10 protein-coding genes and 1 pseudogene are annotated in these 14,560 nt (G+C 71.2%); 10 read left to right on the top strand and 1 reads right to left on the bottom strand.

The genetic code is table 11. The features are described 5' to 3' along the window. Window positions 1–233: 233 nt before the first annotated feature. The 3 genes and pseudogenes from IE274_RS24535 to IE274_RS24545 form a co-directional block, all read left to right on the top strand. The gene (locus IE274_RS24535) at window positions 234–371 is read left to right on the top strand and encodes a DUF4244 domain-containing protein (protein ID WP_372446966.1); all 138 of its coding nucleotides are present in this window, start codon (window positions 234–236) and stop codon (window positions 369–371) included. Further along, entirely contained in the window at window positions 358–762 is a 405-nt protein-coding gene (locus IE274_RS24540) for a TadE family type IV pilus minor pilin (RefSeq protein ID WP_190118027.1), read from the top strand. Before IE274_RS24535 ends, IE274_RS24540 begins: the two co-directional genes overlap by 14 nt. A gap of 200 nt (window positions 763–962) precedes the next feature. After that, window positions 963–1,178 (top strand): annotated as a pseudogene (locus IE274_RS24545) (Rv3654c family TadE-like protein); the annotation flags it as partial. 381 nt (window positions 1,179–1,559) lie between these two features. Here IE274_RS24545 and sftH read toward each other — a convergent pair. Next, window positions 1,560–4,013, bottom strand: a complete 2,454-nt coding sequence (gene sftH, locus IE274_RS24550; RefSeq protein ID WP_190118028.1) for a DEAD/DEAH box helicase — start codon at window positions 4,011–4,013, stop codon at window positions 1,560–1,562. Between the two features lie 81 nt (window positions 4,014–4,094). On the opposite strand from sftH, the gene bldG reads away from it, so the two are divergent. The 7 genes from bldG (at window position 4,095) to topA (ending at window position 14,555) form a co-directional block, all read left to right on the top strand. After that, entirely contained in the window at window positions 4,095–4,436 is a 342-nt protein-coding gene (gene bldG / locus IE274_RS24555; protein WP_190118029.1) for an anti-sigma factor antagonist BldG, read from the top strand. Between the two features lie 138 nt (window positions 4,437–4,574). After that, window positions 4,575–5,000 (top strand): ATP-binding protein, encoded by a 426-nt coding sequence (locus IE274_RS24560; RefSeq protein WP_190118030.1) that lies wholly within the window; start codon window positions 4,575–4,577, stop codon window positions 4,998–5,000. Between the two features lie 852 nt (window positions 5,001–5,852). Then, entirely contained in the window at window positions 5,853–8,255 is a 2,403-nt protein-coding gene (locus IE274_RS24565) for a sodium-translocating pyrophosphatase (RefSeq protein ID WP_190118031.1), read from the top strand. A gap of 262 nt (window positions 8,256–8,517) precedes the next feature. Then, window positions 8,518–9,111, top strand: a complete 594-nt coding sequence (locus IE274_RS24570) for a small secreted protein (RefSeq protein ID WP_190118032.1) — start codon at window positions 8,518–8,520, stop codon at window positions 9,109–9,111. Between the two features lie 94 nt (window positions 9,112–9,205). Continuing rightward, window positions 9,206–10,738: a DUF7059 domain-containing protein gene (locus IE274_RS24575; protein WP_190118033.1), complete on the top strand. Its 1,533-nt coding sequence runs from the start codon at window positions 9,206–9,208 to the stop codon at window positions 10,736–10,738. Window positions 10,739–11,071: 333 nt separating this feature from the next. Further along, window positions 11,072–11,269 carry a hypothetical protein gene (locus IE274_RS24580; protein WP_190118034.1) on the top strand — a complete coding sequence of 66 codons (198 nt, stop codon included), beginning with the start codon at window positions 11,072–11,074 and terminating at the stop codon, window positions 11,267–11,269. A 469-nt stretch (window positions 11,270–11,738) separates the two neighbouring features. Further along, window positions 11,739–14,555, top strand: coding sequence for a type I DNA topoisomerase (gene topA / locus IE274_RS24585; RefSeq protein WP_190118035.1), 2,817 nt, complete (start codon window positions 11,739–11,741; stop codon window positions 14,553–14,555). Window positions 14,556–14,560 lie beyond the last annotated feature (5 nt).

A 14,560-nucleotide genomic window follows, 5' to 3' on the forward strand; every position in this document is an offset into this window, starting at 1 on the left:
GCGCCGAGCCACCAGGTCCGAGTGAGTCGGCTTCCGAAAACCGAACTGTGAACAACCAACTTCGAACAACTGACACAAATTCCATGGGGGTTGACATGTGGGGACAGGTGCGTGCGCGGGCTCGGCTGTATGTGGCACGGCTGGCGCGGTGGATGCGATGGCAGTGGCCGGTGCGATCCGGGCGACCGGTGCGTCGGCTGGGGCGGATGCGCGGTGTCGCGCGGGACACCGGAATGGTGACTTCCGAGTACGCCATGGGGATCATCGCGACCGTGGCGTTCGCCGGGTTGCTCTTCAAGGTCGTGACGAGCGGACCGGTCAAGGCCGCCCTCCAGGCGGTGGTGGAGAGGGCGCTCGATGTCCAGTTCTGAGTCCGGCTCCGGGCACCGTTCCGGACGGCGCCGGGTCCGGCGGGACGGCGGGTACGTGACGGCGGAGGCGGCGGTGGTGCTGCCGACGTTGGTGCTGTTCACGATGGCGCTCGTGTGGGCCCTGTTGGCCGCGTCCGCGCAGATCCAGTGCGTGGACGCGGCCCGGGCCGGGGCCCGCGCGATGGCCCGCCAGGACCCGCGGGGCACGGCGATCGCGGCGGCCAGGCAGGCGGCTCCGCGCGGCGCGAGCGTGACGGTCAGCCGGGACGGTGACCTGGTCCGGGTGGAGGTGGTGGCGGAGGCGCCGGGGCCGAGGGCGTTGGGGCTGGGCCTGAGGTTGCGGGCGGAGGCCGTGGCGATGGCGGAGGAGACGGTGGGGGTGGGGGCGTGAGGTGGGGGTGCGCGGGCGGTTGGTGGTCGGGGCTGGGGCTGGCGACGGGGTCGGGGCAGCCGCGGTCGGGGCCGAGGCCGGGATGTGAGTCTGGGCCTGGGGCTGGGCCAAGGGGGAGGACGGGGCCCAGGCCGGGTGGTGGCGGTGGGGCTGTGGCATCCGGGGATCGAGGTGCCGCGACGGTGTGGGCCGTGGTGGTGATGGCCGCGCTGTGTGCGGTCGCGGGGGTCGTGCTGGCGATGGGGCAGGTGACGGTGGCTCGTCATCGGGCGGGCGGCGCGGCGGACTTGGCGGCGCTGGCGGCGGCGGACCACTGGATGGAAGGGCGTGCGGAGGCGTGCGGGCGGGCCGAGCGGGTGGCGAGGGCGCAAGGTACGCGGATCGTGCGGTGCGCGGTGACGGGGGAGGTGTCGGATGTCACGGCGTCGGCGGAGTTCGGGGCGTTCGAGATGGAGGTCAGGTCGCGGGCGGGCCCCGCGGGGCCTCCAGGGCCTCCCGGGCCTCCGGGGCGGGTGGGGTCCCCGGGGTCTGCAGGGCTCGCAGGACCAGTTGGGCCGGTGAGGCCGGTGGGGCTTGTCCCGGCTGCGGGGCAGGCAGGGGTTGCCGGGCCCGCGGCTCGCGAGGGACCCGCGAGGTCGGTGCCGGGTGCGGGTGCTGCCGAGGGAGCGCCCGGCGCCGGGGGCTCGTCCGCCACGGAGGGATCGCCCGTCGACGACGGCCTGCCCGGTGACGGCCCGCCCGCAGACGGTCCGCCCGCCGACGGCCCGCCCGTCGGTGGCGAACCTGGAGACGTGCGGTCAGGCCGTCGGAGCGTCCTTCAGGAGCGTGGTGAGGAGGCGGACTGCGCCGCGTTTGTGCAGGGGTTCGTTGCCGTTGCCGCACTTGGGGGACTGGATGCAGGAGGGGCAGCCGGCCTCGCACTCGCAGGAGGCGATGGCCTGTCGGGTGGCCGTGAGCCAGGCGCGGGCGGTGTGGAAGGCGCGCTCGGCGAATCCGGCGCCGCCGGGGTGGCCGTCGTAGACGAAGACCGTCGGCAGCAGGGTGTCCGGGTGCAGCGGCACGGAGACGCCGCCGATGTCCCAGCGGTCGCAGGTGGCGAAGAGGGGCAGCATGCCGATGGAGGCGTGTTCGGCGGCGTGCAGGGCGCCGCCGAGGATCTCCGGGTTGACGCGGGCGGCGTCGAGTTGGTCCTCGGTGACCGTCCACCACACCGCGCGGGTGCGCAGGGTGCGGGGCGGCAGGTCGAGCTTGGTCTCGCCCAGGACCTCGCCGGTGATGAGCTTGCGGCGCAGGAAGGAGACGACCTGGTTGGTGACCTCGACGGAGCCGTAGCAGAGGCGGCCGGGGCCCCACGGGATCTCGGTGTCGGTGTCGAGGACGGAGATGGCGGTGGTGTCGCGGGCGGTGGTCGAGTACGGCGGGACGGCCTCCTCGACGAGGGCGACGGAGTCGTCGAGGTCCAGGCTGCGGACGAGATACGTACGGCCCTGGTGGAGGTGGACCGCGCCCTCGTGGACGGTCGTGTGGGCGGCGGAGGCGTCGACGGTGCCGAGCAGGCGGCCGGTGCCCTCCTCGACGACCTGTACGGGCCGGCCGCCCTCGCCGCGGATGTCCGTGAGGTCGGCGGCGCGCTCGCGGCGGGTCCAGTGCCAGGCCTTCGTACGGCGCCGCAGCAGCTTCGCGGCCTCCAACTGCGGCAGCAGTTCCTCGGTGGCCGGGCCGAAGAGCTTCAAGTCGTCGTCGGTGAGCGGGATCTCCGCGGCGGCGGCGCACAGGTGGGGCGCGAGGACGTACGGGTTGTCGGGGTCGAGGACGGTGGACTCGACGGGCTGGTCGAAGAGGGCCTCGGGGTGGTGGACGAGATAGGTGTCCAGCGGGTCGTCGCGGGCGACGAGGACCGCGAGCGCGCCCTGGCCGGAGCGCCCGGCGCGGCCCGCCTGCTGCCAGAGGGAGGCGCGGGTGCCGGGGTAGCCGGCGATGAGGACGGCGTCCAGGCCCGATACGTCGATGCCGAGTTCGAGGGCGGTGGTGGCGGCGAGGCCGAGGAGTTCGCCGGAGTGCAGGGCCTGTTCCAGGGCGCGGCGCTCCTCGGGGAGATAGCCGCCGCGGTAGGCGGCCACGCGCCGGGCGAGGGAGCGGTCGACCTCGGCGAGGCGTTCCTGGGCGATGACGGAGATGAGTTCGGCGCCGCGCCGGGAGCGTACGAAGGCGACGGAGCGGACGCCCTGGACGGTCAGGTCGGTCAGCAGTTCGGCGGTCTCGGCGGTGGCGGTGCGGCGGACCGGGGCGCCCTTCTCGCCGTGGAGTTCGGTGAGCGGCGGTTCCCAGAGGGCGAAGACGACCTCGCCGCGGGGTGAGGCGTCGTCGGCGACCTCGGTGACCGGAAGGCCGGTGAGGCGTTCGGCGGCCAGGGCCGGTTCGGCGGCCGTGGCGGAGGCGAGGAGGAAGACGGGGTCGGAGCCGTAGCGGGCGCACAAGCGGCGCAGCCGGCGCAGGACTTGGGCGACGTGGGAGCCGAAGACGCCGCGGTAGGTGTGGCACTCGTCGATGACGACATAGCGCAGGGGGCGCAGGAAGGAGGACCAGCGGGGGTGGGACGGGAGGATGCCGCGGTGCAGCATGTCGGGGTTGGTCAGGACGTAGTTGGCGTACTGACGTACCCACTCGCGTTCCTCGACGGGGGTGTCGCCGTCGTAGACAGCGGGTCGCACGGCTGTGCCCAGGGGCGCGGCCAGGGCGCGGACGGAGCGGCGCTGGTCGGCGGCGAGAGCCTTGGTGGGGGCGAGGTACAGGGCGGTGGTGCCGCGGCCGTTGGGGGCCTCGGAGCCGTCGAGCAGCGCCGACAGGACGGGTGTGAGATATGCCAATGACTTGCCGGACGCGGTGCCGGTCGCGACGACGACGGACTCGCCGTCCAGCGCGTGTTCGGCGGCCCGTGCCTGGTGGGCCCACGGGTGATCGATTCCGGCCGACTGTACGGCGGCGACCACCTCCGCACGGATGCGATGGGGCCAGACCGCATAACGGGCCGCACGTGGGGGCAGGTGCTCCGTATGAGTGACGCGTGCAGCCCGGCTCGGCCCCGTGGTCAGCCGGTCCAGGGCCGACTGCGGGGAGAGCTGTGCCGGGGTGTCCCGTGAGGGTCTTCCGGTGGGAGAAAAGTTGGCCATCGGCACCGAGTGTGTCACCGGCGGGATGGACAATGGTCCGAAGGCGTCGTGCACGCCTGCCGGTAAGTGATTGAATGCCATCGCGGCTGGCGATCCGTCCCGAGGGCGTGGGCCGAGGTGTCCCGAGGGGCGACCGCTCGATAGCAAGGTGCTGGAGGATCCGTGGACCTGTCTCTGTCGACCCGTACCGTCGGCGATCGTACGGTCGTCGAGGTCGGTGGCGAAATCGATGTTTATACCGCGCCCAAGCTGCGCGAGCAGTTGGTCGAGTTGGTGAACGACGGCAGTTTCCATCTGGTCGTCGACATGGAGCGAGTGGACTTTCTCGACTCCACCGGACTCGGCGTGCTGGTCGGTGGCCTGAAGCGGGTGCGTGCCCATGAGGGCTCGCTCCGCCTGGTCTGCAACCAGGAGCGCATTCTCAAGATCTTCCGTATCACCGGTCTGACCGAGGTGTTCCCGATCCACACCTCGGTCGATGAAGCGGTCGCGGCCACCGACTGATCCGGTTGCCCGGCGCTGGCCGGGCGCCCCGGGACCCGTCCCGGGGTTCCGGGCTATGGCCCGGAGTGGCAGTACGGCAGGGGGCCGGGCCGACGGCCGGGCCCCCTGACAGCACGCGTGTATGTCCGAGGGGGATGCATGGCCACCGTTGAACTCCGCTTCAGCGCGCTGCCCGAGCACGTCCGGACCGCCCGTCTGGTGGCGGCCGCGGTCGCGCGCAGGGCGGGTGTGGACGAGGCGGTCCTCGACGAGGTCAGGCTCGCGGTCGGCGAGGCCTGCACCCGTGCCGTCGGGCTGCATCAGGCCGCCGCCATTCCCGCGCCGGTGCGGGTCGCGCTGGTCGAGGAGGAGAAGCAGTTCTCCATCGAAGTCGGTGATGAGGCTCCGCGTTCCGCGCCCGGGGAGCGGGTGCCGGGTGCTCCGCCCGGATCCGGGGAGGATCTTGAGGCTGAGGGCGAGGACGAGATGGGTCTCGCGGTCATCAGTGGACTTGTGGACGACGTCGAAGTGACCGCCGGGGAGAACGGTGGGTCGATTCGGATGACGTGGCCCACGACGGCCTGACGTTCCACGTCGGCCCGCTGCCTGCGACGGCCTGAGGCCCCGCGACGGCCCGACGCTTCATGACGGTCTGAGGCCCCGCGACGGCCCGACGCTTCATGACGGTCTGACGCCCCGCGACGGCCCGACGCTCCATGACGGCCTGAGGCCCTACGACGGCCTGGGCCCACGACGGTCTGACTCTCAGCGCGGCCTGCGGTCGCCTCGCGTAGCTGCTCGCCCCGGCTTGTCGCCGGGACCCCTGCCTTCGGCGTGCGCCGGGGGCTTTTCGCTTCCCCGCCCCGCCCGCCCCGTCCCGGGGCTTCGCCCTGCCCCGTCCCGCCCCCGCGTGGGCCTGGCCGGGCCGCTCCGCCACCCCCGCGCCGCCTCTCCTATGGGGCTTCGCCCCTTGCCCGCGCTGTCGGCGCCGCCCCGAGCCTCGTCCTCAAACGCCGGACGGGCGGGAGGGGCGCATCCTGCCGAACGTCGGCCACCGACCAGGCCAACCGGCCGACGCCCGCACGCGGCGCGCCCCACGGCCTGAAGCGACACCGACGAGGTCGAGGGTGTCGGGTGAGGCCGATGGGGCGTGCGAGGCCGAGGAGTGTTCGGTTATCGGGGCGGGGATTCGGGGTTTGGATTGTGTTATTAGTGAATCGAGGGGTGTGAACTCCCGTGATCAAGACAGGAACTCGGCGTCAGCGGTGGCGTCAATGCTTTTGAAGCATTACCGCTTTCGGGGTCAATCCAGCGGCGCGATCATTTGCGGACACGCACTCCCGCGCCAATTCCGTTTGCGGCGCACTGTTTTGATCAGGTTCAGCTCCCTACAATCCGTCCACATCTTGAGCTCAGCCCAAGCGTCAAGGAGGACGAATGGCGGGGCTTTCTACCCCTCATCAGCTCGACCACCCCTCAACCCTCGCGGCAGCGGTACTGACCGACGACAACCGGCTCATCGTGATGGTGATCGCGGCCGTCGCGGTCGCGGCGCTCGTGCTCGCCTGGGTCCTGGTGCGCCAGGTCCTCGCGGCAGGCGAGGGCACCGACAGCATGAAGAAGATCGCGGCGGCGGTCCAGGAAGGCGCGAATGCCTATCTGGGACGACAGATGCGCACCCTCGGCGTATTCGCCGTCGTGGTGTTCTTCCTGCTCATGCTGTTGCCCGCGGACGACTGGAATCAGCGGGCCGGCCGTTCGATCTTCTTCTTGATCGGCGCGGCCTTCTCGGCGACCACCGGCTATATCGGTATGTGGCTCGCCGTACGCAGCAATGTGCGCGTGGCCGCGGCCGCGCGGGAAGCGACCCCGGCGGAAGGCGAGCCGGAAAAGGATCTCACCGCCGTCTCGCACAAAGCCATGAAGATCGCTTTCCGTACGGGCGGCGTCGTCGGCATGTTCACGGTGGGGCTCGGTCTGCTCGGCGCCTCCTGTGTGGTGCTCGTGTACGCGGCCGACGCCCCCAAGGTCCTCGAGGGCTTCGGCCTCGGGGCCGCACTGATCGCGATGTTCATGCGTGTCGGAGGCGGCATCTTCACCAAGGCCGCCGACGTCGGCGCCGACCTGGTCGGCAAGGTCGAACAGGGCATTCCGGAGGACGATCCGCGCAATGCCGCGACCATCGCCGACAACGTGGGCGACAACGTCGGCGACTGCGCGGGGATGGCAGCCGACCTCTTCGAGTCGTACGCCGTCACGCTCGTCGCCGCGCTGATCCTCGGCAAGGCGGCGTTCGGCGACGCCGGACTCGCGTTCCCGCTGATCGTGCCCGCGATCGGCGTGCTCACCGCCATGATCGGGATCTTCGCGGTGGCGCCCCGGCGCGCCGACCGCAGCGGCATGACCGCCATCAACCGCGGCTTCTTCATCTCCGCGGGCATCTCGCTGGCGCTCGTCGCGGCCGCCGTCTTCGTCTATCTCCCGTCGTCGTACGCGGACTTGGACGGAGTCACGGACGCGGCGATCCTCGCCAAGGACGGCGACCCGCGGATCCTCGCGGTCATCGCCGTCGCCATCGGCATCGTCATGGCGGCGCTGATCCAGCAGCTCACCGGCTACTTCACCGAGACCAACCGGCGTCCCGTCAAGGACATCGGCAAGAGCTCGCTGACGGGACCGGCCACGGTGGTGCTCGCGGGCATCTCCATCGGTCTCGAATCGGCCGTCTACACCGCACTGTTGATCGGGCTCGGCGTGTACGGGGCGTTCCTGCTCGGCGGTACGTCGATCATGCTCGCCCTGTTCGCGGTGGCCCTCGCCGGTACCGGCCTGCTCACCACGGTCGGCGTCATCGTCGCCATGGACACCTTCGGGCCGGTCTCCGACAACGCGCAGGGCATCGCCGAGATGTCCGGCGACGTCGAGGGCGCGGGCGCGCAGGTCCTCACCGACCTGGACGCCGTCGGCAACACCACCAAGGCCATCACCAAGGGCATCGCCATCGCCACGGCGGTGCTCGCGGCCTCGGCGCTCTTCGGGTCGTACCGCGACGCGATCGCCGAGGCGGCGGACGACGTCGGCCAGAAACTCGGCGACGGCGCCCCGATGAACCTGGTGATGGACATCTCCCAGCCCAACAACCTGGTGGGCCTGATCCTCGGCGCGGCGGTCGTGTTCCTCTTCTCGGGGCTCGCGATCAACGCCGTGTCGAGGTCGGCCGGAGCCGTGGTCTACGAGGTGCGGCGGCAGTTCCGCGAGCACCCCGGGATCATGGACTACACGGAGAAGCCGGAGTACGGGCGCGTCGTCGACATCTGCACCAAGGACGCGCTGCGCGAGCTGACCACGCCCGGTCTGCTCGCCGTGCTCACGCCCATCGCGGTGGGCTTCAGCCTCGGCGTCGGCGCGCTCGGCTCGTTCCTCGCGGGCGCGATCGGCACCGGCACGCTGATGGCGGTGTTCCTCGCCAACTCCGGTGGTGCCTGGGACAACGCCAAGAAGCTCGTCGAGGACGGCCACCACGGCGGCAAGGGCAGCGAGGCCCATGCCGCGACGGTGATCGGTGACACGGTCGGCGACCCGTTCAAGGACACCGCGGGCCCGGCGATCAACCCGCTCCTGAAGGTGATGAACCTGGTGGCGCTGCTCATCGCGCCCGCGGTCGTCAAGTTCAGCTACGGCGAGGACAAGAGCGTGGCGATGCGGGTCGTGATCGCCGTGCTGTCCATCGCGGTCATCGTCGGGGCGGTGTACGTGTCCAAGCGGCGCGGGATCGCCGTGGGCGACAGTGAGCCGCAGGGCAAGGTCGCCAATTCGGCGGATCCGGCGGTGGTTTCGTGACGTAGTCCGACGCGGGGCCGCGGCGGGCCGGGACCGGGGTGACCCGGACCGGCCGGACGCGGCGGATCCGCTCAACACGCGGGCGGGCGGCGCTTTTTGATGCGCCGTCCGCCCGCGGGCGTGTGCGCGGGGTCGCGCCGGGGGCCTCGTGAGTCTTCTCTCGTGCCCATAGCTTGGTGCAAATGGCTTCAATAGGGGTCGTAACGCACCCTTGGCATGAGGTTGTCGCCCAGTTGGCGTGTAAGTTCCGGGGCCGAGAGCCATGGAAGGGACCAATCCGGTGAACAAGAAGCTCGCGGCCGTACTGTCCGGCGGTGCGGTACTGGTACTGGCGCTGTCGGGATGCAGCAGCAGTGACGACGGTGACAAGAAGCTGGACGACTGGGCCAAGAAGGTCTGTGACACGGCCGTGGGGCCGCAGTCGAAGAAGATCGCCGACGCCAACGCGGCGATCAAGAAGCAGACTGCGGACAACAGTTCGCCCGACGAGGTCAAGAGCACCGACTCCAAGGCGTTCGGGGACATCTCCGCCGCGTACGCCCAGCGGAGCGCCGCCCTGAAGAAGGCGGGCGCCCCGCCCACCGACGACGGCGAGAAGAAGCTCAACGACGCCGTGAAGGAGCTGGACGGCCTCTCCAAGTCGTACGCCGACCTGAAGACGCAGACCGACAAGCTCGACACCAAGGACCAGTCGGCCTTCGCGGACGACCTCGCGAAGATCGCCGAGGAGCTGGGCAAGCTCAGCCAGAGCGAGAACACCGCCCAGAAGAAGCTGGAGGCGGGCGACGTGGGCAAGGCCATGCGCGAGCAGGACAGCTGCAAGACGGCGGCGGCGTCGCCGAAGGCCAAGAGCTAGGCCGCGGGCGGCCCGCTCATCCGTACGGCCGTGTGCCCCCGGTGCCCAGTGGCGCCGGGGGCGCCGTCTTGAGCGGGCGGGTCACAATTGGGGGGTGAGTAACGCCAGCATGCCCTTGCCCTCGTCCGACCGCCCCGACGTCACCGCGCGGCTGCGGGAAGCCCTCCTCGCCGCCGACTTCACCGCCGACGGGCTGCTCGAACTGCTCGGGGCGCCCGCCTACACCGCGCTCGCCCGCAGCGAGACCGTGCCCGCGCTCCGGGCCACCCGGGGCGACGGGGCGCAGGCGTCGCTCGTACGGCTGTTCCTGCTGCAGCATCCCGTGCCCTACGCGCGCGTGGCCGACGTGTTGCCGGTCGACGTGCTCCTGGAGAGCGGCTGGCTCGTCCGTGCGGAGGACGGTGCGGGCGGTACCGGTGAGCTGCGGGCGACCGTCGACGTGCGGCCGTACGGCGGGCCGGACGGGGAGGACTGGTTCATCGTGTCCGACCTGGGGTGCGCGGTCGGCGGCGCCGGGGGCATCGGCAGCCGCGACGAGGGCGTGGTGCTCGGGGTCGGCGGCGCGTCCACGACGCTCGCGGGCATCACCGTACGCAAGCCGGTCGCGAGCGCCCTCGACGTCGGCACCGGCTCCGGCATCCAGGCCCTGCACGCCGCCCGGCACGCCACCCGCGTCACCGCCACCGACCTCAACCCCCGTGCCCTGCACTGCACCCGGCTCACGCTCGCGCTGTCCGGCGCGCCCGAGGCGGACCTGCGGGAGGGTTCCTTGTACGAGCCGCTGGGCGACGCGACGTACGACCTGATCGTGTCCAACCCGCCGTTCGTCATTTCGCCCGGCGCCCGGTTGACTTACCGCGACGGTGGCATGGGCGGGGACGATCTGTGCCGCTCGATCGTTCAGGAGGCGGGGGAGCGACTGAACGAAGGGGGGTACGCGCAGTTTCTCGCCAACTGGCAGCACGTGGAGGGCGAGGAGTGGACCGAGCGGGTCCGTTCCTGGGTGCCGCGCGATTGTGACGCGTGGATCGTGCAGCGCGAGGTGCAGGACGTCACGCAGTACGCCGAACTGTGGCTGCGCGACGCCGGGGACCACCGCACGGACCCGGCGGAGTACGCGGCGCGGTACGACGCGTGGCTGGACGAGTTCGAGGCCCGCAAGACCCGGGGCGTCGGCTTCGGCTGGATCACCCTGCGCAAGTCCGGCGCCACCGAGCCGTCCGTGACCGTCGAGGAGTGGACGCACCCCGTCGAGCAGCCCCTCGGCGAGACGGTGCAGGCGTTCTTCGCACGGCAGGACTACTTGCGGGAGCACGACGACGCGGCGCTGCTCGCCGAGCACTTCAAGCTCGCCGGTGGCGTGGTGCAGGAGCAGATCGGTCTGCCCGGCGCCGAGGACCCCGAGCACGTCGTGCTGCGCCAGCACCGCGGCATGCGACGGGCCACCCAGGTGGACACGGTGGGCGCGGGCTTCGCGGGCGTCTGCGACGGCACGCTGAGCGCCGGCCGCATCCTGGACGCCATCGCCCAGCTCATGGGCGAGGACGCGGTGCTGCTCCGGGACCGCACCCCGGCGCAGATCCGGCTCCTGGTGGAGCAGGGGTTCCTGGAGCCCGTGGGGCAGTAGGGGCTGCCGCACCTGCCGGGACACCGCCCCCGACCTCGGCGGCCACCCACGAAGGCGTACCGCCAGACCTGTCCAGCGACCTGTCCACCGACCTGTCCAGCGACCTGTCCAGCGACCTGTCCAGCGACCTGTCCATGGACCCACCCACGGATCCCCCACGGACCCACCCACGGGGGAGAAATCAGCCCCTCCGGGAGGGAATCCAGCCATTGTGGGCCCAGTACGCCGCCCCCCGTTCACTCGGATTTCGCGCTTCCGCCGTCCGGGCGTGCCAGCCTCCCCAGCCGGGGTACCCGACAGGTGCCGCACGGACGGCACGGGGAGGCCAGGGGCATGGAGAGCGGACCAGCGATCTTCGCCGGGACGGTGTTCGCGCTGTTCGGGGCGGGCCTGCTGCTGTGGACGGGCACCCGCGTCGCACACCGCGCCCCCGTGGCCCACGGCGTGCACCCCACGGCCGCCGCGACCCTGGCGACCTTGACGGGATCCGGTGCCCTGGCACTCGCGGTGTGGTGCTTCACACGGCTCTGAGCCGACACGGTCCGGCGGCACGCCAGGCCGCACGCCAGGCCGCACGCCAGGCCGCACGACCGGAACGACCGCACGACCGGGCAGGCCGCCCGCGGCGCGGACCGTACGGGCAGGCCGCGCGCGGCGCGGAAACGGCGGGCGGGTGGGGAAAGAGCCCGTCCGGCGCTTGAGGACGAGCGCGCAGCGCGATGGACGGCACGCCACGCGAAGGGCACCATGAAAAAGTCCCCCCACCCACACCGCCCAGGGCCCAGGGGCCAGCCACCGCCAGCCCAGGCGGCAGGAATGGCGGTAGTCGGGTTACCGTTCGAGTGGCCGTTGCGGGCTTTTCCCGTTTGACACGGGGGCGGGATGTACCGTCACACTCCGCAGCGTCAGCGCAACGCAAGCGCGGTCACAGCGCCCCACGGCGTCGGACCGCACAGCCGCAGCACTGCCCACCGAGCGTCGACCGGAGAGAAGAGCGAAGTTGTCCCCGACCAGCGAGACCGCACAGGGCGGCCGCCGACTCGTCATCGTCGAGTCGCCTGCCAAGGCGAAGACGATCAAGGGCTACCTCGGCCCCGGATACGTAGTCGAGGCGAGCGTCGGGCACATCCGCGACCTTCCCAACGGGGCCGCGGAGGTCCCCGACAAGTACACGGGCGAGGTGCGCCGTCTCGGCGTGGACGTCGAGCACGACTTCCAGCCGATCTATGTCGTCAACGCCGACAAGAAGGCGCAGGTCAAGAAGCTCAAGGACCTGCTGAAGGACTCCGACGAACTCTTCCTCGCCACCGATGAGGACCGCGAGGGCGAAGCCATCGCGTGGCACCTCCTCGAGGTCCTGAAGCCCAAGGTCCCGGTCAAGCGCATGGTGTTCCACGAGATCACCAAGGACGCGATCCAAGGCGCCGTCGCCAACCCGCGCGAGCTCAACCAGCGCATGGTCGACGCCCAGGAGACCCGCCGCATCCTGGACCGCCTGTACGGCTACGAAGTCTCGCCGGTGCTGTGGAAGAAGGTCATGCCGAGGCTCTCGGCGGGCCGCGTGCAGTCCGTGGCGACCCGCCTCGTCGTCGAGCGCGAGCGCGAGCGCATCGCCTTCCGCTCCGCCGAGTACTGGGACCTCACGGGCACCTTCGGCACCGGTCGCCCCGGTGACTCCAGCGACCCCTCCCAGCTCGTCGCCCGCCTCACCACGGTCGACGGCAAGCGCGTCGCACAGGGCCGCGACTTCGACTCCCTCGGGCAGCTGAAGAGCCAGAACACCCTGCACCTGGACGAGGCCAACGCCCGCGCGCTGGCCGCCGCCCTGGAGAACACCGACTTCTCCGTACGCTCGGTCGAGTCCAAGCCGTACCGCCGCTCTCCGTACGCCCCGTTCCGTACGACGACGCTCCAGCAGGAGGCCTCGCGCAAGCTCGGCTTCGGCGCGAAGGCCACCATGCAGGTGGCGCAGAAGCTGTACGAGAACGGCTTCATCACCTACATGCGTACGGACTCCACGACGCTGTCGGACACCGCCGTGTCCGCCGCCCGTGCGCAGGTCACGCAGCTCTACGGCAGCGACTACCTGCCGGACAAGCCCCGCGTGTACGCCGGGAAGGTCAAGAACGCGCAGGAGGCGCACGAGGCGATCCGCCCCTCGGGTGATCGTTTCCGCACGCCCGCCGAGACCGGCCTGACCGGCGACCAGTTCCGGCTCTACGAGCTGATCTGGAAGCGGACCGTCGCCTCCCAGATGAAGGACGCGACCGGGAACTCCGTCACGGTGAAGATCGGCGGCCGGACCGCCGACGGCCGCGACGCCGAGTTCAGCGCGTCCGGCAAGACCATCACCTTCCACGGCTTCCTCAAGGCCTACGTGGAGGGCGCCGACGACCCGAACGCCGAGCTGGACGACCGCGAGCGCCGCCTGCCGCAGGTCAGCGAGGGCGACGCGCTGTCCGCCGACGAGATCACGGTCGACGGCCACGCCACCAAGCCCCCGGCCAGGTACACCGAAGCGTCGCTGGTCAAGGAGCTGGAAGAGCGCGAGATCGGCCGCCCGTCGACGTACGCGTCGATCATCGGCACGATCCTCGACCGCGGCTACGTCTTCAAGAAGGGCACGGCCCTGGTGCCGTCCTTCCTGTCCTTCGCCGTCGTCAACCTCCTGGAGAAGCACTTCGGGCGGCTCGTCGACTACGACTTCACCGCGCGGATGGAGGACGACCTCGACCGCATCGCCCGCGGCGAGGCGCAGGCCGTGCCGTGGCTGCGGCGCTTCTACTTCGGTGAGGGCGAGCCCTCCGGGGGCGCCGCCGACGCCGGGAACGGCGACGGGGACCACCTGGGCGGCCTCAAGGAGCTCGTCACCGACCTGGGCGCCATCGACGCCCGCGAGGTGTCGTCCTTCCCCGTGGGCAACGACATCGTGCTCCGCGTCGGCCGCTACGGCCCGTACGTCGAGCGCGGCGAGCGCGACTCCGAGGGCCACCAGCGCGCCGACGTCCCCGACGACCTGGCGCCCGACGAGCTGACCGTGGAGTACGCGGAGGAGCTGCTCGCCAAGCCCAGCGGCGACTTCGCGCTCGGCACGGACCCCGGCACCGGCCGCGAGATCATCGCCAAGGACGGCCGCTACGGCCCGTACGTCACCGAGGTGCTGCCCGAGGGCACCCCGAAGACCGGCAAGAACGCGGTCAAGCCGCGCACCGCGTCGCTCTTCAAGACCATGTCCCTGGACACGGTGACCCTCCAGGACGCGCTGAAGCTGATGTCGCTGCCCCGCGTCGTCGGTGCCGACGCCGAAGGCGTGGAGATCACCGCGCAGAACGGCCGCTACGGCCCGTACCTGAAGAAGGGCACGGACTCGCGCTCCCTGGAGACCGAGGACCAGCTCTTCAACATCACGCTGGACGAGGCCCTGGAGATCTACTCCAAGCCGAAGCAGCGCGGCCGTGCCGCGGCCAAGCCGCCGCTGAAGGAGCTGGGCGAGGACCCGGTCAGCGCCAAGCCCGTCGTCGTCAAGGACGGCCGCTTCGGCCCGTACGTGACGGACGGCGAGACCAACGCGACCCTCCGGTCCGGCGACAGCGTCGAGGACATCACTCCGGAGCGCGGCTTCGAGCTCCTCGCCGAGAAGCGGGCGAAGGCCCCCGCGAAGAAGACCGCCAAGAAGGCGGCCAAGAAGGCCCCGGCGAAGAAAACAGCGGCTAAGAAGACCGCTGCCAAGAAAACGGCAGCCAAGAAGACGACGACTGCGGCCAAGAAGACCACCACCAAGAAGGCGGCGGCTTCGAAGGCGGCGGCCGAGGACTGATCCGG

Origin of the sequence: Streptomyces flavofungini, assembly GCF_014650815.1 — a bacterium.
GTDB lineage: Bacteria > Actinomycetota > Actinomycetes > Streptomycetales > Streptomycetaceae > Streptomyces > Streptomyces flavofungini.

Coding starts and splice junctions, on each gene's coding strand:
- IE274_RS24535 (WP_372446966.1), top strand. CDS start 234: ATGGTGACTTCCGAGTACGCCATGGGGATCATCGCGACCGTGGCGTTC.
- IE274_RS24540 (WP_190118027.1), top strand. CDS start 358: ATGTCCAGTTCTGAGTCCGGCTCCGGGCACCGTTCCGGACGGCGCCGG.
- sftH (WP_190118028.1), bottom strand. CDS start 4,013: ATGGCATTCAATCACTTACCGGCAGGCGTGCACGACGCCTTCGGACCA.
- IE274_RS24560 (WP_190118030.1), top strand. CDS start 4,575: ATGGCCACCGTTGAACTCCGCTTCAGCGCGCTGCCCGAGCACGTCCGG.
- IE274_RS24565 (WP_190118031.1), top strand. CDS start 5,853: ATGGCGGGGCTTTCTACCCCTCATCAGCTCGACCACCCCTCAACCCTC.
- IE274_RS24570 (WP_190118032.1), top strand. CDS start 8,518: ATGGAAGGGACCAATCCGGTGAACAAGAAGCTCGCGGCCGTACTGTCC.
- IE274_RS24580 (WP_190118034.1), top strand. CDS start 11,072: ATGGAGAGCGGACCAGCGATCTTCGCCGGGACGGTGTTCGCGCTGTTC.